General features: G+C 62.7%; 15 protein-coding genes. 5 read left to right on the top strand and 10 right to left on the bottom strand.

Annotated features, from left to right (window positions below; genetic code table 11):
- Positions 1-74: 74 nt before the first annotated feature.
- The 4 genes from rpe (at position 75) to BLS13_RS17520 (ending at position 5,306) form a co-directional block, all read left to right on the top strand.
- Positions 75-749, top strand: a complete 675-nt coding sequence (gene rpe / locus BLS13_RS17535; RefSeq protein ID WP_093454063.1) for a ribulose-phosphate 3-epimerase — start codon at positions 75-77, stop codon at positions 747-749.
- Between the two features lie 35 nt (positions 750-784).
- The gene (locus tag BLS13_RS17530; protein WP_256325954.1) at positions 785-2,473 is read left to right on the top strand and encodes a heparinase II/III family protein; all 1,689 of its coding nucleotides are present in this window, start codon (positions 785-787) and stop codon (positions 2,471-2,473) included.
- A 229-nt stretch (positions 2,474-2,702) separates the two neighbouring features.
- A complete protein-coding gene (purH, locus tag BLS13_RS17525) occupies positions 2,703-4,292 on the top strand; it encodes a bifunctional phosphoribosylaminoimidazolecarboxamide formyltransferase/IMP cyclohydrolase (protein WP_093454059.1) in 1,590 nt (529 codons plus the stop codon).
- Positions 4,293-4,427: 135 nt separating this feature from the next.
- Complete coding sequence (locus BLS13_RS17520; RefSeq protein ID WP_093454058.1) at positions 4,428-5,306, top strand: amidohydrolase family protein; 879 nt, start codon at positions 4,428-4,430, stop codon at positions 5,304-5,306.
- 189 nt (positions 5,307-5,495) lie between these two features.
- Here BLS13_RS17520 and BLS13_RS17515 read toward each other — a convergent pair whose 3' ends face one another.
- The 5 genes from BLS13_RS17515 to BLS13_RS17495 form a co-directional block, all read right to left on the bottom strand.
- The gene (locus BLS13_RS17515; protein WP_093454056.1) at positions 5,496-5,813 is read right to left on the bottom strand and encodes a 2Fe-2S iron-sulfur cluster-binding protein; all 318 of its coding nucleotides are present in this window, start codon (positions 5,811-5,813) and stop codon (positions 5,496-5,498) included.
- Positions 5,814-5,925: 112 nt separating this feature from the next.
- Positions 5,926-7,146 carry a cytochrome P450 gene (locus BLS13_RS17510; protein ID WP_218123312.1) on the bottom strand — a complete coding sequence of 407 codons (1,221 nt, stop codon included), beginning with the start codon at positions 7,144-7,146 and terminating at the stop codon, positions 5,926-5,928.
- Positions 7,147-7,519: 373 nt separating this feature from the next.
- Entirely contained in the window at positions 7,520-8,683 is a 1,164-nt protein-coding gene (locus BLS13_RS17505) for a Yip1 family protein (RefSeq protein WP_093454055.1), read from the bottom strand.
- A gap of 408 nt (positions 8,684-9,091) precedes the next feature.
- Positions 9,092-9,478, bottom strand: a complete 387-nt coding sequence (locus tag BLS13_RS17500; protein WP_093454053.1) for a type II toxin-antitoxin system VapC family toxin — start codon at positions 9,476-9,478, stop codon at positions 9,092-9,094.
- Positions 9,475-9,708, bottom strand: coding sequence for a type II toxin-antitoxin system Phd/YefM family antitoxin (locus tag BLS13_RS17495; protein ID WP_093454138.1), 234 nt, complete (start codon positions 9,706-9,708; stop codon positions 9,475-9,477). Before BLS13_RS17495 ends, BLS13_RS17500 begins: the two co-directional genes overlap by 4 nt.
- A gap of 357 nt (positions 9,709-10,065) precedes the next feature.
- On the opposite strand from BLS13_RS17495, the gene BLS13_RS17490 reads away from it, so the two are divergent.
- Positions 10,066-11,475, top strand: a complete 1,410-nt coding sequence (locus BLS13_RS17490; protein ID WP_176943659.1) for a serine hydrolase domain-containing protein — start codon at positions 10,066-10,068, stop codon at positions 11,473-11,475.
- Between the two features lie 32 nt (positions 11,476-11,507).
- Here the strand turns inward: BLS13_RS17490 and BLS13_RS17485 are convergent, their stop codons facing one another.
- The 5 genes from BLS13_RS17485 to BLS13_RS17465 all read right to left on the bottom strand — a co-directional run bounded on the left by BLS13_RS17485 (position 11,508) and on the right by BLS13_RS17465 (position 20,858).
- The gene (locus BLS13_RS17485) at positions 11,508-13,787 is read right to left on the bottom strand and encodes a GAF domain-containing protein (protein WP_256325953.1); all 2,280 of its coding nucleotides are present in this window, start codon (positions 13,785-13,787) and stop codon (positions 11,508-11,510) included.
- Positions 13,784-14,233 carry a hypothetical protein gene (locus tag BLS13_RS17480; protein ID WP_093454049.1) on the bottom strand — a complete coding sequence of 150 codons (450 nt, stop codon included), beginning with the start codon at positions 14,231-14,233 and terminating at the stop codon, positions 13,784-13,786. The genes BLS13_RS17485 and BLS13_RS17480 overlap by 4 nt, the downstream gene beginning before the upstream one ends.
- A 225-nt stretch (positions 14,234-14,458) precedes the next feature.
- Complete coding sequence (locus BLS13_RS17475; RefSeq protein ID WP_093454048.1) at positions 14,459-16,822, bottom strand: tetratricopeptide repeat protein; 2,364 nt, start codon at positions 16,820-16,822, stop codon at positions 14,459-14,461.
- Between the two features lie 46 nt (positions 16,823-16,868).
- Entirely contained in the window at positions 16,869-19,433 is a 2,565-nt protein-coding gene (locus tag BLS13_RS17470; RefSeq protein ID WP_143012001.1) for a tetratricopeptide repeat protein, read from the bottom strand.
- A 54-nt stretch (positions 19,434-19,487) separates the two neighbouring features.
- The gene (locus BLS13_RS17465; RefSeq protein ID WP_093454045.1) at positions 19,488-20,858 is read right to left on the bottom strand and encodes a glycosyltransferase; all 1,371 of its coding nucleotides are present in this window, start codon (positions 20,856-20,858) and stop codon (positions 19,488-19,490) included.
- Positions 20,859-21,194: the final 336 nt, after the last annotated feature.

Here is a 21,194-nt window from a genome sequence, read left to right as displayed (position 1 = left end):
GTCATTCGCGACCGTGACGTAAGACTGACGCTCCCCTTGCTCCCGATGAAGCGGAAAGCTATCCGCGAGGGACCATGACTCATCCCGTTCTTATCGCGCCCTCGATCCTGTCCGCCGATTTTGCCCGGCTGGGCGAGGAGGTGCGCGCGATCGATGAAGCGGGGGCGGACTGGATTCATGTCGACGTGATGGACGGCCATTTCGTGCCGAACATCACGATCGGCCCCGCGGTCGTGAAGGCGCTGCGCCCGCATACGGCCAAGATCTTCGACGTTCACCTGATGATCGCGCCGGTCGATCCGTTTCTCGATGATTTCGCGGCGGCGGGATCGGACATCATCACCGTCCATCAGGAGGCGGGGCCGCATCTCCACCGCACCGTCCAGCGGATCAAGGCGCTCGGCAAGAAGGCCGGCGTGTCGCTGAACCCGGCCACGCCGGCCAAGACGCTCGATTATATCCTCGAAGAGATCGATCTGGTGCTGGTGATGAGCGTCAATCCCGGCTTTGGCGGGCAGAGCTTCATCGAGAGCCAGCTCCGCAAGATCGAGGCGATCCGCAAGATGATCGATAAGCTCGGCAAGCCGATCGATCTGCAGGTCGATGGCGGAGTCGACAAGGCAACGGCGCCGCGGGTGATCGCGGCCGGCGCCAATGTGCTGGTCGCCGGCACCGCCACCTTTCGGGGCGGGCCAGGCGCCTATGCCGATAATATCGCGGGACTCCGGGCGGGACCGGTCGAAGGGTGAGCGAGGGGAGCCCGCCCGACTCTTTTGATGGGGTCGTGCCGGGCAAGCGGCTGATCCGCGTTGAGGGTGACAAGAGTCACTCGCTGGCCGAACGTTTCTCGACGCGCTTCCATGAACTCGCGTGGCGCACCCCGCTCCATCAGCTGCGGCTGCGCGGGCGCTATCCGCTCAAACTGTTCGGCGTGCCCGACGATCCGATCGAGGGGATGGTCCGCGCGGGCGGCGCGATGCTCGACGGCGAGATCGTCTGGTGCGGCGAAAGCGTCGCGATCGAGACCTACGACTTCCGCATGGCAGCGATCTCGCCGGCGTTCAGCGATCATCTGCAGAGTTTCGCATGGCTTCGCGATCTTTCGGCGGCGGGCCCGCGCCAGCGCGTGGCGCCGATTGCCGAACGGCTCACGCGCCGCTGGCTCGACGCTTTCGGCCGGCAGGTGCACGAGGCGGCCTGGCGCCCCGATCTGTGGGGCCGGCGGCTGCTGTTCTGGGGCAGCCACGCGCCATTGATCATGTCGTCGGACGAGATGCGCACCGGCGTACTCAACGCGCTTGCCCGCGGCGCGCGCCATCTCGATCGCGGTGCCGACAAGGCCGCGCCCGGCCTGCCACGGGTGGCCGCCTGGATCGGCGTGGTGGCGGCGGGCCTGCTGATTCCCGGCGGCGAGCTGCGCCAGATCCATGGCGAAAAGGGGCTCGAACGCGCGTTGAAGGCCGCGTTACATGCCGATGGCGGGCTGGTCAGCCGATCGCCGGCCGAGCAGATGGACCTGATCGGCCTGCTCGCGAGCTTACGCAAATTTTACGAGATGCGCGCGCAGCGGGTCGCACCCGCGATCATGGATGCTCTCCAGCGGGCGGTTCCGGCGTTGACGGGGCTGACGATGGGCGATGGCGGCCTGTCGAGCTGGCAGGGCGATGCGCCGCTGGATGGCGGCCGGATCGATGCGGTGGTCGCCGCGGCCGGCATTCGCGCCCGCCCGCTCCGCCAGTCGCTCGACTGGGGTTATCAGCGGCTGTCGATGGGCCACACGCGGATCATCGTCGATAGCGCACCGCCGCCGATTTCGCGTTTCGCCAAAGGCGCCTGCGCGTCGACCCTGGCGATCGAAGTATCGGACGGCCCTTACCGCCTGATCGTCAATTGCGGGGGTGGCCGGGGCGCGAACAATGCGCTCAATCCCGATCTTGCCAACGCGCTGCGCAGTACGGCGGCCCATTCGACTTTGGTTCTCGCCGATTCGAATTCGACGGCGGTGCATCCCGACGGATCGCTGGGCAAGGGCGTCACCCAGGTCGAGCAGGAGCGCTACGAAGATATCCATGGCAGCCGCATCGATATGCGCCACGACGGCTATGTCCGCCGCTTCGGCTTCGCGCATCGCCGGCAGATCATACTCACGCCCGATGGCCGCGAGATTCGCGGCGAGGATGCGCTGATTCCCGAAGGCCGCCGCCGACGCCAGCAGGCGATCGATTATGCGATCCGTTTTCACTTGGCCCCCGGCGTCGACATATCGGCAACCGCCGACGGCAGCGGTGCGGTGCTGCGCGTCATGGAGGGCGCTTTGTGGCGTTTCCGCGCGATCGGCGGCGAAGTTTCGATCGAGGACAGCCTGTGGATCGATCCGCGCGGCCGGCCGATTCCCACGCGGCAGCTCGTGATCACCGGCCCGGTGCCGGACGATGGGATTGAGGTAAGATGGGTGATGGCGCGGACGGGGTGAGCGAGGCCTGACCATCTTTCATTCGTCATCCTGAACTTGTTTCAGGATCCACGCATCAACAAGCAAGGCGCGGCTTGTGGCGCGGTGGATGCTGAAATAAATTCAGCATGACGAAGGGAGGCATGGCGCGCGGGTCGACCCGCCCACCGGTTCCAGGAATCTCCACAGTGGAAAATCATAACCGCATCGCCTAACGGAGCCTCCTCAATCACCCAGGAAGCTTCTCCCCATGACCGACGTTACCATCAAGCGCGCCCTCCTGTCCGTCTCCGACAAGAGCGGCCTTGTGGAACTCGGGGAGGCGCTCGTCCGGCATGGCGTGGAACTGGTCTCGACCGGGGGTACCGCCAAGGCGCTGCGCGAGGCCGGGCTCGATGTCCGCGACGTGTCCGATCTCACGGGCTTTCCCGAGATGATGGACGGGCGGGTCAAGACCCTGCATCCGATGGTCCATGGCGGCCTGCTCGCGGTGCGCGACGATCCCGAACATGCCAAGGCGATGGCCGATCATGGCATCGGCGCGATCGATATGGTGGTGGTCAACCTCTATCCGTTCGCGCAGACGGTGGCGCGCGGTGCGGAGCGTGACGAGATTATCGAGAATATCGATATCGGCGGCCCCTCGATGGTGCGTTCGGCGGCCAAGAACCATGCCTTCGTCACGATCGTCACCGATCCGTCCGATTATGCCGAGATCATCAGCGCGCTCGACATGCACGACGGCGCCACCACGATGGCGTTGCGCAAGCGGCTCGCGGCCAAGGCGTTCGCGGCGACGGCGGCTTATGATGCGATGATCTCGTCCTGGTTCGCTTATGCCGATCAGGGGGCCTTGTTCCCCGATGCGGTCTCGATCCCGCTCAAAAAGGCATCGGGCCTGCGTTATGGCGAGAATCCGCACCAGACGGCGGCGCTCTACGTGCCGGCCGGCCCTACGGTGCGCGGCATCGGCCAGGCGGTGCAGGTGCAGGGCAAGGAACTCAGCTACAACAATTATAACGACGCCGATGCCGCGCTTGAGCTGGTCAGCGAATTCCGTGACGGGCCGCCGACGGTGGTGATCGTCAAGCATGCCAATCCGTGCGGCGTCGCCAGCGCCGATACGCTGATCGAGGCTTATGAGGCGGCGCTGGCGTGCGACAGCGTTTCGGCGTTTGGCGGCATCATCGCGGTCAACCGCCCGCTCGACGGCAAGACCGCCGAGGCGATCTCGGGCATCTTCACCGAGGTCGTCGCGGCACCCGATGCCGATGACGAGGCCAAGGCGATCTTCGCGAAGAAGAAGAATCTGCGGCTGCTGCTGACCGGCGACCTGCCCGATCCGGCGCGGCCGGGCCTTGCGATCAAGTCGATCGCCGGCGGGGTGCTGATGCAGTCGCGCGACAATGGCCGGATCAGCCGCAGCGACCTGAAGGTCGTGACGAAGCGCGAGCCAACAGCGCAGGAACTCGACGACTGCCTGTTCGCCTGGACGGTGGCCAAGCATGTCAAGTCGAACGCGATCGTCTATGCCAAGGACGGTTCGACCGCCGGCGTTGGTGCGGGCCAGATGAACCGTATGGAATCGGCGCGTATCGCCGCGTGGAAGGCGAAGGACGCGGCTGGGAAGGCCGGCTGGGCGCAGCCGCGCACGATCGGCTCGTCGGTGGCTTCCGATGCCTTCTTCCCTTTCGCCGACGGCCTGCTGACCGCGGTCGAGGCGGGGGCGACCGCAGTGATCCAGCCGGGCGGCTCGATCCGTGACGCCGACGTCATCGCCACCGCCGACGAGGCCGGGCTGGCGATGGTGTTCACCGGGATGCGCCATTTCCGGCATTGAGGATCGGACTGCGGACGACCGAGCCTGCGCGTTTTCGTCGCCACGATGATCGCCGCCCGGTGAAAATCCATTTGCGATTTGCGCGCCGGCTGCCCATCATCGGGGTGCGAACGAGAATATAAGCGTGAGGTGGCCATGGATATCGTCGATGCGCAAATCCATATGGGGCCCGGCACGATCGACGCGAATTTGGAGGCGATGAACGCGATCGGCATCCGGTCTGTGTTGATCGACGAATATTGGTATCGTTCGGAATCGGCCGGCGGCCTGCGCAACCAGCCCGGTTTCGAACTGCCGAACGGTGCCTGGCGGTCCATCTATCCGACTGCCGAACTGGCGAGCACGCTTCATCCGGACCGGTTTTCCTATTTCGTCCGTCTCGACCGCAACGATCCGCAGATCGAAATGGTCATGCGCGTCCTCGCCTCATCGCCGCATGCGCGCGCTTTTCGGTTTCTGGCGGTAGCGACGCCCGTGGAGGCCGCGGCGTTCTGCGAGGGCGGATTCGATCGCGCGTTCGAAATTGCGCAGGATGCGGGCTTGCCGGTGTGCCTTTTCATTCCCGGTTATGTCGAATATCTGCCGCGCTATCTGAAGAAATTCCCCAGGTTGCAGTTCGTCGTCGACCATTGGGGCCTCGTCATGGGGCAGGACATGCGGCACCGGCCGGAAGCCGAGGCACGCAGGGCGGCCAGCCCCGATTATCTGGACGAGGTTCTGAAGCTCGCTGACTATCCCAATGTCGCGATCAAGATCAGCCACGCCCATATGTTCTTCGCCGCGGGGGACTATCCGTACGAGCCGATCCGCCGCGTCCTGCGTCGCGCGATCACGTCATTCGGCGCCGATCGCCTGATCTGGTCAAGCGACAAGACCGTCGTGCGGCCCGCGATCGGCTGGTCGGATCTGGTGCATTATATCCGCGACGATCCGGAGCTTTCGCTCGACGAAAAGCAGCAGATCCTTGGGCGGAACGCGCGGCGCATCTTCAACTGGCCGGCCCAGGCGAGCTGATACCAAGGTGCATTGATGAGAACCCATAAGCCCCTCCCCTTCAGGGGAGGGGTTGGGGTGGGGCCTATCAGCTTGGCGTAGCGCGGAGGAGAGGCCCCACCCCCGGCCCCTCCCCTGAAGGGGAGGGGAGAAGAGTCGTCCTCACTGGTTCTTGGTATGAGCCGGCCGTTCTGCCGAGTCTGCCGTGCGTCAGCTCGACGGCACCGTCACGACGAGGCCATCCAGATCGTCGGTGATCCGGATCTGGCACCCGAGCCGGCTCTCTGGCCGCACATCTTCCGAAAATTCCATGGTTGCGACTTCGATGTCGGTCGCGGGCCCGATGCGCTCGCGCCACGCCTGTGCGATGTGGACGTGGCAGGTGCCGCAAATGCAGGCGCCGCCGCAGTCTCCGGGAATGCCGGCGATCCCGCCATTCCGTGCGACTTCCATCAGCGACATACCGACCTCGGCATCGAGAATATGTTCCGCCTGCGCTTCGAGTTCGATGAATGTAATCTTCGGCATTATCGTTGAACCTCAATGGCTGAATATGGAGAACCCCCCGTTCGGGTTGGCAGGCATATGCCTGCCAACCTTCGCAGAGGGCATCCGGTATTGGAAGATGCGTGTGCGGGGATCAGGCAGGCACGAAGGCTGGCAGACTCTCCCAGCCGCGAACCGTGGACGTCGACGACATCTTCGCATTGGCCATGTCGACCTCCCATTCGGGGAAGCGGTTGAGCAGCTCCTCGAGGGCGATGCGCCCCTCGATCCGCGCGAGCGGATTGCCGAGGCAGGCATGGAAGCCGAAGCCGAAGGTCAGGTGTGCCTCGCGCTTGCGATGGATGTCGAAGGCTTCGCCATTGGCGAACTTGCGCTCGTCGCGATTGCCGGCAGCAACCACGGCCAGCACCGGCATGCCCGCGGGCACCGTGACGCCGTGAAATTCGACATCGCGTGCGGCCGTCCGGCCGACATAGGGGCCCGGCGATTCGTAGCGCAGAATTTCCTCGATCGCCTGCGGGATCAGCGAGCGATCCTCGTTGATCTGCCGACGCTGATCCGGGTGCTCGGCGAGCAGCTTGCCGGTCCAGCCGATCAGGCGATTGGTGGTCTCGTTGCCGGCGCCGAAGATCAGCGAGATGAAGGTCAGCACCTCGTCACGGCTCAGTTTCTTAAGCTCGCCCGTCTCGTCCTTATATTCGGCGGTGAGCAGGTCCGAGATCAGGTCGTCCGACGGATGCTTGAGCCGCCAGTCGACATATTCGGAATAGGCTTCGCCCGAAAAACCCTTACCGCTCGACTGGAGAGGCTGGCCCGGGATCGTCCGCATATTATCGTCGACGCGGCGCTGCGCTTCCTTGAGGTCTTCCTCGGGCATGCCGAGCAGCATGCCGATGACCCGCATCGGCATTTCGGAGCCGAGATGTTCGATGAAATCGAAATGGCCGGTGCCGACGAGCGGATCGAGCGCACGCGCGCAGAATTCGCGGATTTCCTTTTCCAGCATACGCACGCGCCGCGGCGTGAAGACGCGGGTCAACAGTCCGCGATGGAAGGTGTGGAGAGGCGCATCTTCGTAGATGAACATGCCCGACGGAATGGGCACGCCGCTCCGCATATGCTCGATGACGCCGCCCTTCGACGATATGAAATCCTCGCGATCACCGAGGACGCGAACGCAATCGTCATAACGGCTGACCGCGTAGAAATCGAATTCGTCATTGTAATAAATCGGCGCTTCTTCGCGCATGCGCTGAAACACGGGGTAGGGATTCTTGAAATAGCGCTGATTATAGGGGTCCCAGTGAACCGGGCCAGTGGCGGCGGGGTTTTCCTTCACGGCAACGTCCATCATCACAATCTCCAAAAAAGGAATATATCTCGAGGAGAGATTATTCTTCTATATTTCAAGGCAGTTCGCTCGAACCCTCGGGAACCCAGATTCGCTAACCGGTCACCGGCGTGTTTTGCATGTGGCAGGTTGCCTGCGCAAAAAGCACGCGGCGGCGCCATCCGATGATGATCTGTCCGCATTCATCGTAGAATTCCCGTCAGTCACCACCGCACCGTACACGATTTCCCGCTAGGCAAAAAGACCGGCACCGGGAGTCAGCATATTCCTGTTTTAAGAATAGTAACAGCTATCATCTATCTGTCAAGCGGCCGAAAATCCACATATTTCGGGGACGCAATACCAAACTCGGTGACCGTCGGCATACCGCTCCCGATCACTTCGCCAGAGCCGCCAGTTTTTCGGGCCCGATCGTGGCGACGGCGGCCTTCAGCTCGTCGATGCTGGCGGCCTGGCCGCTGGCCTCGATCATGAAACGATTGGCGATGGTCGTGCCATATTTGCCGTCATTGGCGGCCTTGTCCCATTGTTCGGTGACGATCTGGCCTTCTTGGGTGCTGGTGCGCTCATAGCTGGTCGCGGTCTGCTTGTTCGATTCGACGTTGAGCGCCGCGCCCATTCCGCTGAGCGCTCCGATCGCGGCCATGTCGGTGATCTCGAGACGGAAGCTGCGCCCGCCGGATTCATAGCGCGCCGAGGCGTTCGATCCCCCCGCACCCAGGCCGGCGCTCTGCACTTCGGTGCGCTGATAGGCGCCGATCGCGGCGGGAAGCATCGCCTGAAGCACCGATGGCGCAACGGCGTTGGACGCACCCGTCCGGGCGGCCTCCGCCATCTGTCGCGATGCCGCCTCCATCTTGCCAATATCGACCTTGCCGACGCCGGGGACCGTCATTTCGCCCTGCGGAGCGCTGCTGCCGATCCCGGCATAAGGCGATACGCCGAACAGGCGGGTCAAGGGCCCTGCGACCGCGAAGACGATCAGCGATACGACGATCGCCACCATAACGGTGACGGCCGTGTAGGCGGCCGCCTTTTCGGCAGGCGATTTCATCAGCAAGGGCAAGCCGGTGTAGAGCAGATAGAGGCTGTAGAGCCCGAGCAGCGAAAGGACCGAAAGCCCCGGGATGATCGCGAATATTCCGGCGAGCCAGCTGGCCGTGGAGGAATAGATCGCCACCTTGAACGCTTGCGTGCGATTGCTGGTGCCGTCGAAACGCGGCGCGAGCCAGTCTATGATCAGCGCGATGACGATGACGCTCACGATCGACAGCACATATTGCACGATCGCCGTGCCGATCGCGCCGCCGATCGACGGGCGGAAATAAAACCCCATCGCGCCATAGCCGAACACCAGCCCGCGGATCAGACCGGCCAGCGCGGGGAGGGCCGCCAGAATGAGCGCATAGCCCATGAACAGGCCGGATATGGTAGCGGGCTCGCCATCGATCAGCGGCCATTCGGCCTTTGGCCGCAGGATGATGGCCTTTGCGCGATCGATGATCGTGCTCGTAACGGATGTAGGACGTTCCGGTGTCATGTCGCGCGACTCCCCACCTGCCCATTCGGCTACATTGCCTGTATGGATAGGGGAACATGTTATCGCGCTCAGGGCAAGCGGACTGTGGCTGCGATCACAGGAACCCGATCCGACAGCAACCGAACCGGCTGGCCTGTTTACGGTGGCATCAGCTCATGCCCGGAACGATTCACCGCTTCCGCCGTTCATCTTTGACCACAGCGGATCATCCGCCGTGCGCGTCGGCGCCACCAGTCTTGCGTCGTCAGGAACTCCCCATGAAATCGATAGCGTCAGGGGTGATCGCCATCGCCCTTCTAACGGGTTCGGCTGCATTCGCGCAGTCCGGCGACCATCGCGATCAGCAAGCAGGAAATGGCTATCACTCAAACGATGGTCGACATGACCGTTCGGACAAGCGGACAGGGGCTACCAGAGGCGTTGCACGGCAAAGCCGTCGAACAGCGCTTCGTTCGAGATCAGCACCATGTCCTCGGCCTGCGCCTGGGCGATCAGCAGGCGATCGAAGGGATCCTTGTGGGCGATCTTCATCTCACCCGCGAGCCGGGCGTGGCGAACCGTGATGGCCAGCTCGGCAAAGCCCTGCGCGGCGACGATCATCTCAAAGTCCTGCACGAGCAATGGTGCGTCGGGCAGCTTGCCGATACGGAATTTGGTGCTGATCTCCATGGCGGAAGCGGCGCTGACGGCGACGCTGTTCGCCTCGTCGGTGATCGCCGCGCGGGCACGTTCGCTCAGTGTCTCATCCCCCGCCAGCCACCATATCAGCGCGTGGGTATCGAGCAGCAGCCTCAAGCCAGATTCCAACCCTTGAGTTCATCCTCGGGCAACGGCTCATCGAAGCGCGCATCCATGGCAATCTTGCCCTTGAGTGCCCCGAAGCATCGCTTGCCATGTGGCGCGACCGGCACCAGCCGCACCACCGGAACGCTGCCGCGGGCAATGACCACCTCGCCGCCCTCAAGCGCGGCCGCGATCAGCCTGGAGAGGTTGGTCTTGGCATCATGCACAGAGAATTGGGCCACAGGCACCTCCATTAGCTAAGTACATAGCTAAGCAAGTGGCTGAAGGCAAGGATCATGGGGGCGATAGGGCAACCGGGCAATGCATCCCACCGCGATTACGGGGCGTAACATTAAGCTTGGCCAGCGAGAGCTCTCGCATCGCCCCTATCCGAGATCGCGCCAATTCGGACGCTTATCGTTTCGACTCGCCACCAGTGCGACGATATAAGGCCGGCGACCCGGATCATTCAGTAGCCTCCTTCCGGCGAGGGCTTTCGCTCAGGGACAGTCGACGGGCGCGGGCAGGCGAAAGCTGTCTTTTGCCAGCAATTTGAGGTTCGGTGAGGCTGAATGGCAATCCGGCAAGGAGACGGATCGATGCGACGCCTGCTGGCTGTTCTGGCCCTGATGCTCCCCGCGATGGCGCTCGCTGCCGCTCCTCCCGCGCCGGCCCTGCCCGACACGCCGGCGGGCCATTTCGTCACGGTGTTCCTGAACGCTTATAATTCGGCCGATCCCGTGGAGCTGGAGCGCTACCGCAAACTCTACAACCGGACGGCACCACCGCAGACCTGGATCGACCTGCATGCCATGAGCGGGCGGATGACGCCCGCGCGGGTCGAGTCCAGGGGACCGAACCAGATCTCGGTGCTGCTGTCGGCCGAAATCGGCGACGGGTTCTGGCAGGAACAGGTCTCGATCGATCCGGCCGATCCGCTGAAGGTCGTCGACGCTAGCTTCGGGCCGGCCGATCGCCCGCCCGAATTTGCCGTCCCGCGCGTGCCGCACGCCGAGCTCGATCGGATGATGGCGCAGAAACTGGCGCAGGACGTCGCCGCCGATCGCTTTGCCGGGACGATCATGGTCATGCGCCACGGCAAGCTGATCTACCAGAGCGCTTCGGGCCTCTCCGATCGCGCCACGAAGCTGCCGGTGGGAATGGACACCCGGTTCCGGATCGGATCGGCGAACAAGATGTTCACCGCGATCGGCATCTTGCAGCTCGTCGAGCAGGGCCGGATCTCGCTCGACGCGCCGGCCGGAGCCTATCTGAAGGACTATCCCAACGCCGATTTCGCGAAGGCCGTGACGATCCGCGCGCTGCTCTCGTACACCGGCGGCGCGGGCGACATCTTCACGCCCGAATATGACGCGAAGCGGCGCGAGGTGAGGACGCTGGCAGATTATGTGAAGCTGTTCGGGAACCGCGCGCCGGATACCAGCGCGGAGGGAAAGACTGCATATGCCAATTACGGCTTCGTGCTGCTGGGGCGGATCATCGAGGTGGTCAGCGGCGAGGATTATTACAGCTACGTCCGCGCGCATATTTTCGCGCCCGCGCAGATGAAGGACAGCGACTCGCTGCCCGAGGAGGTCGCGGTGCCGAACCGCTCGCGGGGTTACACCAAAGGCAAAGACGGCAAGCTCGTCGATAATTCCGATACCTTGCCCTATCGCGGCTCGGCGGCAGGCGGCGGTTACACCACGGCAGCCGACCTGATCCGCTTCGGCGAGGCTTTGCGGTCGGGCAAACTGCTATCGAAGGCCATGCTGACGATGGCGACGTCGCCGCAGCGGCCCGATGGCTGGTACGGCTTTGGCTTCTGGATCGGCGGATTGGGACCGGCGCACAATTGGGGTCATGGTGGCGGCGCGCCGGGCATGAACGCGGCGTTCCGCGTCTATCCCGATCTGGATGCGGTGGTCGTCGCCCTCGCCAACCTCGACCCGCTCGCCGCCGACAATGAGGCGGATTATTATTCTAACCGTATGGCGCTCGGGGAGTAGTCGGGTGCCTCTATCGCGTCGATACATCCACGCTATTTATCCTTCATCCGCCACACGCCATCCCATTCCCCCACCGGGGGCTCCGCCCGCAAGATCCCGCAGCGATCGATATAGGTCCGCGACAGCCCATCGCCCGGATTGAGCGCCAGGCATTTCTCGAACCGCGTGATCGCCTTGTCCCAATCGGCGGCCCGATAGGCCGCGATGGCCTCGCCGAAATGGCTGACGACGTCCATCAGGTTTGGGAAGGTCTGCGCATCGTGATAATCGAGGATCTCGAACACCCGCACCGGCTGGGTCTTGCCCTTGACCACCACCAGATCGATGTCGCGCACGCGGTAGGTGCCGCGCAATTTGGTGATCGTTGACTCGCTCGCCAGGATGCGCGCCGAATAGGCCTTGCATGCGCTTTCGAGCCGCGAGGCGAGGTTCACGCCGTCGCCGATCACGGTATAATCCATCCGCTTCGGCGATCCGATATTGCCCGAGACGACCATGTCGGTGTTGAGCCCCACGCCCATGTCGACGGTCTTCAGCCCCTTCAGCTTGCGCGCGGCATTCCATTCCCAGAGTTCGCGGATCATGCTGATAGCCGCGCGGGCGGCGCGATCGGGGTCGTCGCCATGCGGCATCGGCAGGCCGAAACAGGCCATGATCGCATCGCCGATGAACTTGTCGAGCATCCCGCCCTCGCGGGTGATGCAATCGACCATCATCGTGAAATATTCGTTCAGGAACGAAACGGTGCCCTGCGCGCCATATTCCTCGGTGATCGTCGTGAAGCCGCGCACGTCGGTGAACATGATCGTCGCCTCGGCATTGTTGCCGCCGAGCAGATCGAGCGCATCGCCCTCCAGCATCTTCGCCGCGATCACCGGGTCCATGTAGCGCGACATCGTCGATTTCATGCGCTTCTCGCTGCTGATGTCCTCGAACATCAGCATGGTGCCCAGTTCCTTGTCGCCCTCGGCCGCGACCAACGGCAGGATCGTCAGGTTGATCGACTTGGGGACGCCGCCGAGGACAAGCGCGGCATCGGGGAAGATGTCGCTCTCGCGGCGCGTGCGGACCTGTTCGATCCGTTCGATCAGCCAGCCGCCATCGGCATCGAGCAGGTCGGCGAGCGCGCGGCCCTCCAGGGCGCTGACCCCCCAGATCCTTTCGCCCGCGGCATTGCACGTCACGATCTTGCCGGCGGCGTCCATCGTGATCACGCCGTTCGACATGCTCTGGAGCATGCTGTCATTGTACTTTTTGACCCGCTGGACATCGTCGAACAGCTTCGAATTTTCGAGCGCGATCGCGATCTGCGCGGTGAACGCCTTGAGGCGCTGTTCGTCCTCGTCGGTGAAGATCCCGCCCTTCTTGTTGAGCACCTGGGTCACGCCGATCACGCGGCCGCTTTTGTTGACGATCGGCACGCACAGGATCGATCGGGTGAAGAAGCCGGTCTGGCGATCGAACCCCGGATTGAACCGCAGATCGGCGTAAGCATAAGGAATGTTGAGGCTGGTCGCCGATGTATAGACGGCGCCGGCGATGCCCATATGCGCGGGGAAGCGGATCTCGTTGATCGCGCCGCCGGCCGACACCCGCGAAAACAGCGTTTCGTTCGCCGCATCGTGGAGGAAGATGGTGGCACGCTCGGCCGCAAGCAGCTTGGTCGTCTCGGCGACGACGCGCTCGAGCAGGCGGGACAGATCGAACTCGGCATTGATATCCGAAACCAGCCCGAGGAAGTTCATCTCCTTGACGCGGATCTGGTCGATCTGCTCGACATAACGCAGGCTCTGCAGCACGATCGCGGCCTGGCTCGTCATTTCGCCGAGCAGGCTGAGATCATCCTCGGTGAAGCCGCCGCCAACCTTGTTCAGGCACTGCATCACGCCGATCGTATCGCCGCGCATCGTGCAGACGGGCACGCACAGGATGCTCTGGGTGCGATAGCCGGTGCGCTGGTCGACCGAGCTGTTGAAGCGCGGATCGGCATAAGGATCGTCGGTGCGCATCCCCTCGCCGGTCTGGAAGACATGGCCGGCGATGCCGCTGCTGTTGAGGATGCGGATTTCGCGGGTGAGCTCGCCCTGCGCGACCCGCGAATAGAGCTCGCCGGTCGTTTCATCGTTGAGGAACAAGGTACCGCGATCGCAGTCGAGCGCACGCGATGTGAGGTGTACGAGTTCCTTGAGCACCCCATCGAGATCGCCGATCGCGGCGCAACGCTGCGACACTTCGAGCAATATTTCGGCGCGGCGCAGTGCAGCATCGCTGGCCCTGCGGCGATCGGACGGGATCGGAGTCATCTCGGTCATGCGCGATGTTCCAGTTGCTCGCGCAGCACCTGGATCTGCTGGTGCAGGGTTGCGCGCTCGCGGGCGAATTGCGATTGTTCTTCGGTCACGGCGAGCGCCCCGTCGGCACGGGTGCGCTCCAGTTCGCTCCGCAGAACGTCGATCGTCGCGCGCAATTGCGCGGTCTCGATCTGTGCTTCGGCGCGGAGCGATTGCTGTGCGGCTTCGGCAGCCACCGCCTGAGCCTCCATCTGATCGCGGACCGACTGCACGGCCGCCACGATCTGGCGGATTTCGTCCGCTGCTTCGGCTTTGGCTTGCTGCACGGCCTCGGCCGTGCCGACCGCGCCAAGCTCCAGCTCGGCGCGCAACTGATCGATCGTTGCCTGCAACTGCAGGTTTACGGCGCGGAGCTCGGAAAGAGCGGCGGCGGGTGCGTCGGCGATGGCCGTGGAGTCCGCAATCATTTTCGTACCGCGCCTTTCCCCTGCATGATGGCCGCGGTGGGACGATAAGGGATGATGGTTAATAGCGTGCGAATTTCCGTAAATTCCTCCCTGAGCTTGTCTCGGGGAGGGGGACCGCTCGAAGAGCGGTGGAGGGGCTGGCGCAACATTCGGGGAATATAGCATGCCCCACCACCATCCTTCGGATGGTCCCCCTCCCCGTTCCGGGGAGGAATAGGGTGTAGTTCAGGCCACCAGCCTGCGGATGTCGCTCGCGCCGGCCGGCACATTGATATGATCGGGCTGCAGGCCGCGGCAGGCGCGGTCATGGGCCATTTCAAAAGCGCATTCGATGTGGCGCGCATATTGCCCGGTGTCGAACAATGGCGTGGTCAGCCGGTTGGCTGTCAGCCGCGCTTTGATCGCCGCGATCCTGTCCGGATCGCTCGCCAGATCGAGCGCGATCCGCTCATAATCCGCCGCCGTTTCGGTCACGAGATCGGGCAGGTCGATCGCGTGCAGCAAGCTGCCGGCGACACGGGCGGTGAAGCTTTCCCCCAATTTGGTGAGGACGGGGAGGCCGGCCCACAGGGCATCGCTGGCGGTGGTGTGGGCGTTGCAGGCGAAGCTGTCGAGGAACAGATCGGCGCAGCGATGCCGCGCGAGATGCTCGGGCAGGGGCATCCGCTCGGCGAAGATCAGGCGATCGGGATCGACGTCTCTGGTTAGCGCTGCCTTTCGCAGATTGGCTTCGGCCCAGCGATTGTCGCTCAGCAGCCACAGGACACTTCCATCGACCTTCGAGAGGAGCCGCATCCAGATGTCATATTCGGCCGGCGTAATCTTGTAGTTATTGTTGAAGCTGCAGAACACGAAGCCCCGTTCGGGCAGGCCCAGTTCGGCGCGGGTGAACAGCCTGTCGGCGATCGCGCGGCCATCGTCGTTCACCTGATAGGAAAAGGGCAAAGACAGGATCTTTTCCGAATAATGGCACCGCGCATGCGGCGGGATCACCACATCGTCCGCGATGATATAATCGATGAATTCCGCGCCGCTCGATCCCGGATAGCCGAGATAATTGATCTGCACCGGTGCCGCCCGATGGGCAAAGATGCCGGGCCGGGTATCCTTGGTGTGGCCCTTGAGATCGATCGCGATATCGATGCCCTTGTCCCGCGCGAGATCGGCGATCACCCTGTCGCTCAGGGTCGCGACATGATGGAACACATCGACTGCATCGATCGCCCGTTGCTGCATCTCGTCCGGGCCGCTTGTCCCGTAGGAAAAAACATGGATTTCAAACCGGCTGCGATCGTGCGCCTCGAACAGTTTGGCGATCAGGTACATCGTGGCATGATTGTAGAAATCGGAGGAAAAATAGCCGATGCGAATGCGCGGGGCTGGCGCTGGCGGTGTCGCCGGCATCGCTTGGATATGGCCGCATTTCTCTTCCACCCACTTCCGCGCGCGCAGCAGATGGCGGCGCGCATCATCGTCGATCGCGAGGAAGGTGAACGGCGTCACTGCGCGGGTGGTGATGCCCAGCACCGCCAGTTCGGGGGGATCGGCCGGATCGTCCCATCGGCACATGCGCGCCTGCTGATAGAGCAATTGGCTGCGCGCCTCGGCGTTGTCGGGATCGAGCGCGATTGCGGTTCGATAGCTGTCGGCCGACTCATCGAACCGCTGCAAATCCTGCAGCACGTTCGCGCGATTGGCGTGCGCGGCGGCATGATCGGGCTTGAGCGCGATCGCCCGGTCATAATCGGCAACCGCTTCCTCCTGGCATCCGAGGTCGCGCAGCGCGATGCCGCGATTGGCATGGGCTTCGGCAAGATCGGGTTTCAGCCGGATCGCCATGTCATAGCTGGCAATCGCCTCATCCAGCCGCTTGAGTTCGCGCAGCGCGATACCGCGGTTGGAGTGGGCCTCGGCAAAGCCGGGCTTGAGCCAGATCGCCCTGTCACAAGCCTCGACGGCGTCTTCCATGCGGCCGTGTTCGCGCAGCGCGTTGCCACGATTGGCATGGGCTTCGGCATAATCGGGTTTCAGCCGGATCGCGTTGTCATAGCTGACTATGGCTTCGTCCAGCCGGCCAAGCGCTTGCAGCGCGGAGCCGCGATTATAATGAGCGGCCGCGAAGTCGGGCTTGAGCCGGATCGCCATATCATAGCTGGTAATGGCCTCGGCAACCCGGTCCAACGCCCGCAGCGCGATGCCGCGATTGGAATGGGCGTCGGCATGATCGGGGCGTAGCCGGATCGCGCGGTCATAGCTTTCGATCGCCGCCGGCAATCGCCCCATGCCGACATGAGCGGCGCCTGCGATATTGTGGAGATCGGCCTCGCGCGGATGCCGTTCGATCAGCAGCCGGGCAAGATCGATCGCTTCGCCGAACCGCCCCTGATTGTAGAGCGTGACGAGCGCCTGGGCGCTGGTGGCATAAGGCTCGTGGGCCGGCAGGGCCAGCTCGCGCAGGCCGTCCAATGCCCTTTTGTTATTCGGAAACCGGCCCAGCACCTCGCGATACAGTGCCTCCGCCTCCGCCTGCTGGCCCTTGACGGCCAGCGAGCCGGCTTTGCGCAAGGCCTGATCGATATTTATCTTCATTTTATCTGCTCATCTGATCGGCGGGCGGTCGCGGGCCGCGTGCCGGTCAGGCTGCGGCTTTCTCTTGAACGGCGGCAACGGGAACCTTGAAATGATCGGGCTGCAGGCCGCGCAGATAGCGGTCATGAGCCATGTCGAAGGCGCGTTCGATGTCCCGTGCATATCGTTCGGTGTCGAACAGCGCCGTGGTCAGCCGGTTCGCCGCGAGCCGGGCCCTGGTATCCGCGAGCCGGGCCGGGTCGGTCGCCAGTCCCAGCGCAATGCGCTCATAGGCTGCTGGCGTTTCGGTCACGAGATCGGGCATGCCGATTGCATGCAGCAGGCTGCCGGCGACGCGCGCTGTGAAGCTTTCGCCCAACTTGGTGAGAACTGGCAAGCCAGCCCACAAAGCGTCGCTCGCCGTGGTGTGGGCGTTACAGTTGAAGCTGTCGAGGAACAGGTCGGCGCAGCGGTGTCGGGCGAGATGATCGGGCAGCGCCATGCGTTCGGCGAAGATGAGCCTATCGGGATCGACGCCCCTGGCCTCCGCCGCCTTGCGCAAATTGGCTTGAGCCCAGCGATTGTCGTTCAGTAACCACAGCACGCTTCCATCGACTTTCGACAGCAGCCGCATCCAGATGTCATATTCGGCCGGCGTGATCTTGTAATTGTTGTTGAAGCTGCAGAACACGAAACCGTCTTCGGGCAGCTCCAGCTCGCGGCGCGTGAAGACCCGATCGGAAATCGTTCGGGCATCGTCATTCACCTGATAGGAAAAGGGCAGGGAAATGACCTTTTCCGAATAATATTGCCGGCTGCGTTCCGGGATCACCACATCGTCGGCGATGATATAGTCGATGAAATCCGCCCCGCTCGATCCGGGATAGCCGAGATAATTGATCTGGACGGGTGCCGCCCGGTGCGAAAAGATGCCGAGCCGCATGTCCTTGGTGTGGCCCTTGAGATCGATCGCGATATCGATCCCGGTGCTGCGGGCTAGATCGGCAATCGCCTTGTCGGTCAGCTTCGCGACATCATGAAATCCGTCCACGGAATCGGCGACGCGCTGGCGCATATTATCCTGCCGGTCGGGCCCATAAGAAAAAATATGGATTTCGAACCGGCTCCGGTCATGCAGTTCGAACAGCCGGGCCATCAGATACATGGTGGCGTGATTGTGAAAATCGGCAGAAAAATAGCCGATGCGGATGCGGGAAGAGGTATCGCGCCGCATCGTCGGCCTGATGCTGATATTTTGGCATTTTTCACGCACCCATTTTTGAGCGCGCTGGAGATGGTGCCGCGCACTGTCCTCGATTGCCAGGAACGTGAACGGTGTGACGGCATTGGTGGCAATGCCCAATACCGACAGGTCAGCCGAAGCGGTGCTGTCGTCCCATCGGCACATCCGGGCCTGCTGGTAGAGCAGCTGGCTCTGTGCTTCGGCATAGCCGGGCCTGATGGTGATCGCGGTGCGATAGCTGTCCACCGCGGCCTCCAGGTCCTGCAATTCCTGCAGCGCATTGCCCAGATTATAATGGCCGGTCGCGTCATCGGGCTTGCAGGCGATCGCCGCCCGATAGCTGCTCGCCGCCTCGTCCAGCCGCTGCAGCGCGTACAGCATGTTGCCGCGATTGGCATGGGCCTCGGCAAAGCCGGGCCTGAGCAGGATCGCCGCATCATAATGTGCGATCGCGTCCTCGGGCCGCTGCATCTCCTGCAGTACATTGGCCGCGTTATAGTGAATGTCCGCCGAATCGGGCTGCAGGCCGACCGCTGCCATGCAGCTGTCGAGCGCCTCTTCAAACCGCTCGAGGCCCAGCAGCGCGACCCCCCGGTTGGAATGGGCCACGGCAAAATCGGGCCGTAGCCGGATCGCCGCATCATAGCTGGCCAGCGCTTCATCCAGCCGTCGCAGCGCCTTCAGCGCATTGCCGCGGTTCGACCAGGCCAGGACATAATCGGGCTTGATCCGGATGGCGGCATCATAGCTTGCCACGGCTTCCTCGAGCCGCTGTAGATCGTGCAGCGCATTTCCGCGATTATAGTGGGCCTCGGCCGAGCCGGGCTTGAGCCGGATCGCCTCGTCGTGGCTCACCACCGCCTCTGCCAGACGGCGTAGCTGTTTGAGCACGATCCCGCGATTGGAATGGGCCTCTGCCGCCGCAGGGTTCAGCGCGATCGCCTTGTCATAACTGCCGAGCGCGGCATCCAGCCGTTGCAATCGCTGCAGCACGATGCCGCGGTTGGACCATGCTTCGGCATGATCGGGGGCGAGCGCGATCGCCCGGTCGTAGCTTCCAACCGCCGCTTCGAACTGTCCGGTCCCGGCATAAGCGGCCCCGGCCAGATTGTGCAGGTCTGCCTCGGCGGGATAGGCTTCGATCAGCAAGCTGAGCTGGTTGAGCGCGTCGTGCAGCTGGCCTTGGTCGTAAAGCGCGAGAACCGCGCGGAGGCCCTTGTCATAGGGGCCCCTTGCCGCGGTGGACAAGTCGCGCAATCCGTCCACCGCCCGCTTGTTGCTGGGAAACCGCTTGAGAATTTCGCGATAGATGTCGCCCGCCTCGGCCACGGCCCCTTTCGTCGCCAGCGAATGGGCCTTGCGCAGCTGTTGATCGACATTGGCCTTCATGGCGACACGGTCCCGCAAATAGAGAAGTGAAGGGTCTTGTTCCGCGCCGGTCGTTCAGGCGGCCAGGTCGAGCAGATGCTCGTCTGTCTTGCTCAGCAACGACAGCAGCGAAATGTGATTGAAGAACCACATTTTTTCCATCTTCCAGGGCGTATATTTCGCCAGCGTGTTGGAAAATGTGAACGGAGTGTACCAGCAATTATGATCGGGATGGACGATCTCCACGAAGGTCTCCGATCCATCGACATATTCGAAATGCCGCTTCTGGCACTGGAACGCATCGGGCACCGTGATCAGAAAATATTTTGCTTTGAGCGAATTGAGCTGCGCCAGGAAGATATCGACGCTGGGCACATGCTCCATCACCTCGGGCACGAGCACGATGTCATATTCCTCGGTGATATCCTCGAGGCGCGAATAGAGCTCACCCTTGGTGTAGGGGGCGAGTGCCGCCAGCGCCTCGGCGTGAATATCGAACCCGTCAAGTTTCGCGCAGAACGGCTCAAGCGCGAGGTGCAGCGATGATGCCGGATCGGTGATCGGCCAATCCGCGCAGCCGATATGCATCACCCTCTTGCCCTCGCAGAGACTGCGGAACACATCGAGCCGGTTGATGCCGATCACCTCGGTGCTCACCTGGATCTTCTGGACGAAATAGGGATCGTGCTGGGCCTCGATCGAAGAAACGGTCTTGAGGCGCGGTGGCTCTGCGGGTTCCGGCCGGACCTGCACCGGCGCCGGCTGGGGCGCGAGCATTGCGGCCTCCTCCTGACGCGACGGGGCATCGCCGAACGTCTGGAGGTGAATCTGGTCGTAGGTGCGTCTCGTGCTCCCCCACAATTGGTGCGCATAGATCGGCCCGGGCCCGTCATAGGTGACGCCAGTGAAATGCTCGGGGATGAAATAGTAGCTCGGGACGATTTTCAGGGCATGATATTGGTATTTGCGATAGGCTTCGGTCAGCCGCAGCGGGCCCACCGTCTCCCATGCCAGCCGGTCGATGACGGTTTTTTCATTCTGGATGTCGAGAATGAGCTGGCCGACGAAGGAATTTTGCGCACAACTACCAAAATAGCCTGCGGCGATCAGCCCCGGGCGCGCCATTTCGCTTTCCCAGCAGGCGAAGGCCTCGCAATCGAGCAGGTCATCATCGAGCCTTCTCAGGCAGATGCTGTCGGCATCCATGACGATGCCGCCTTCCTCGTAGAGGATCTCCCAGCGCATCATGTCGGCGACGCCATTATACTCGCGCTTCGACATTTCGATCATGTGGGCGGCATTGATCCATTCGCGTTCGCGAAGAGCGCTATTGCCCCAGATCTTGACATGCCAATCCGGATGAAAGGCTTTCCAGGTTTCTATACAATTATCGGGCCTCTTCGATTCGTCGCCGACCCAGATGAAGTGGAGCGTCTTTGGAATCATTACCCGATGTCCCGATAGAATTTAACAATTCAGTAAGCGATTAACAAAGGCTCCTTAAAAAGATGTTAACCATGCTCGGCAATATTTTGGACATTGCCTGGCTGCTTTCCGACGTGACCGCACAGGAGGGATTCTCCGCTCGGCCGAAACGGCGACATTTTGCCATTATCGGATCAAGACGGGTTTGGGGGCGCAGTACAAAATCGAGCCATGTGACATCACAAATAGCTCGTGGCCTGGTTAGGTCGTAAACCCATAAACGGGAATTTCCGTATCTGCAGTGCCGCGCGGGTCAGAACCTTCGATAGCGAACCTTGATGCCGGTAGTCTTTGCCC

It is taken from the genome of Sphingomonas sp. YR710 (genome assembly GCF_900101455.1).
Lineage (GTDB): Bacteria > Pseudomonadota > Alphaproteobacteria > Sphingomonadales > Sphingomonadaceae > Rhizorhabdus.
The sequence above is the reverse complement of the archived record's forward strand: the minus strand, read 5'-3'. Positions and strand labels throughout refer to the sequence as shown.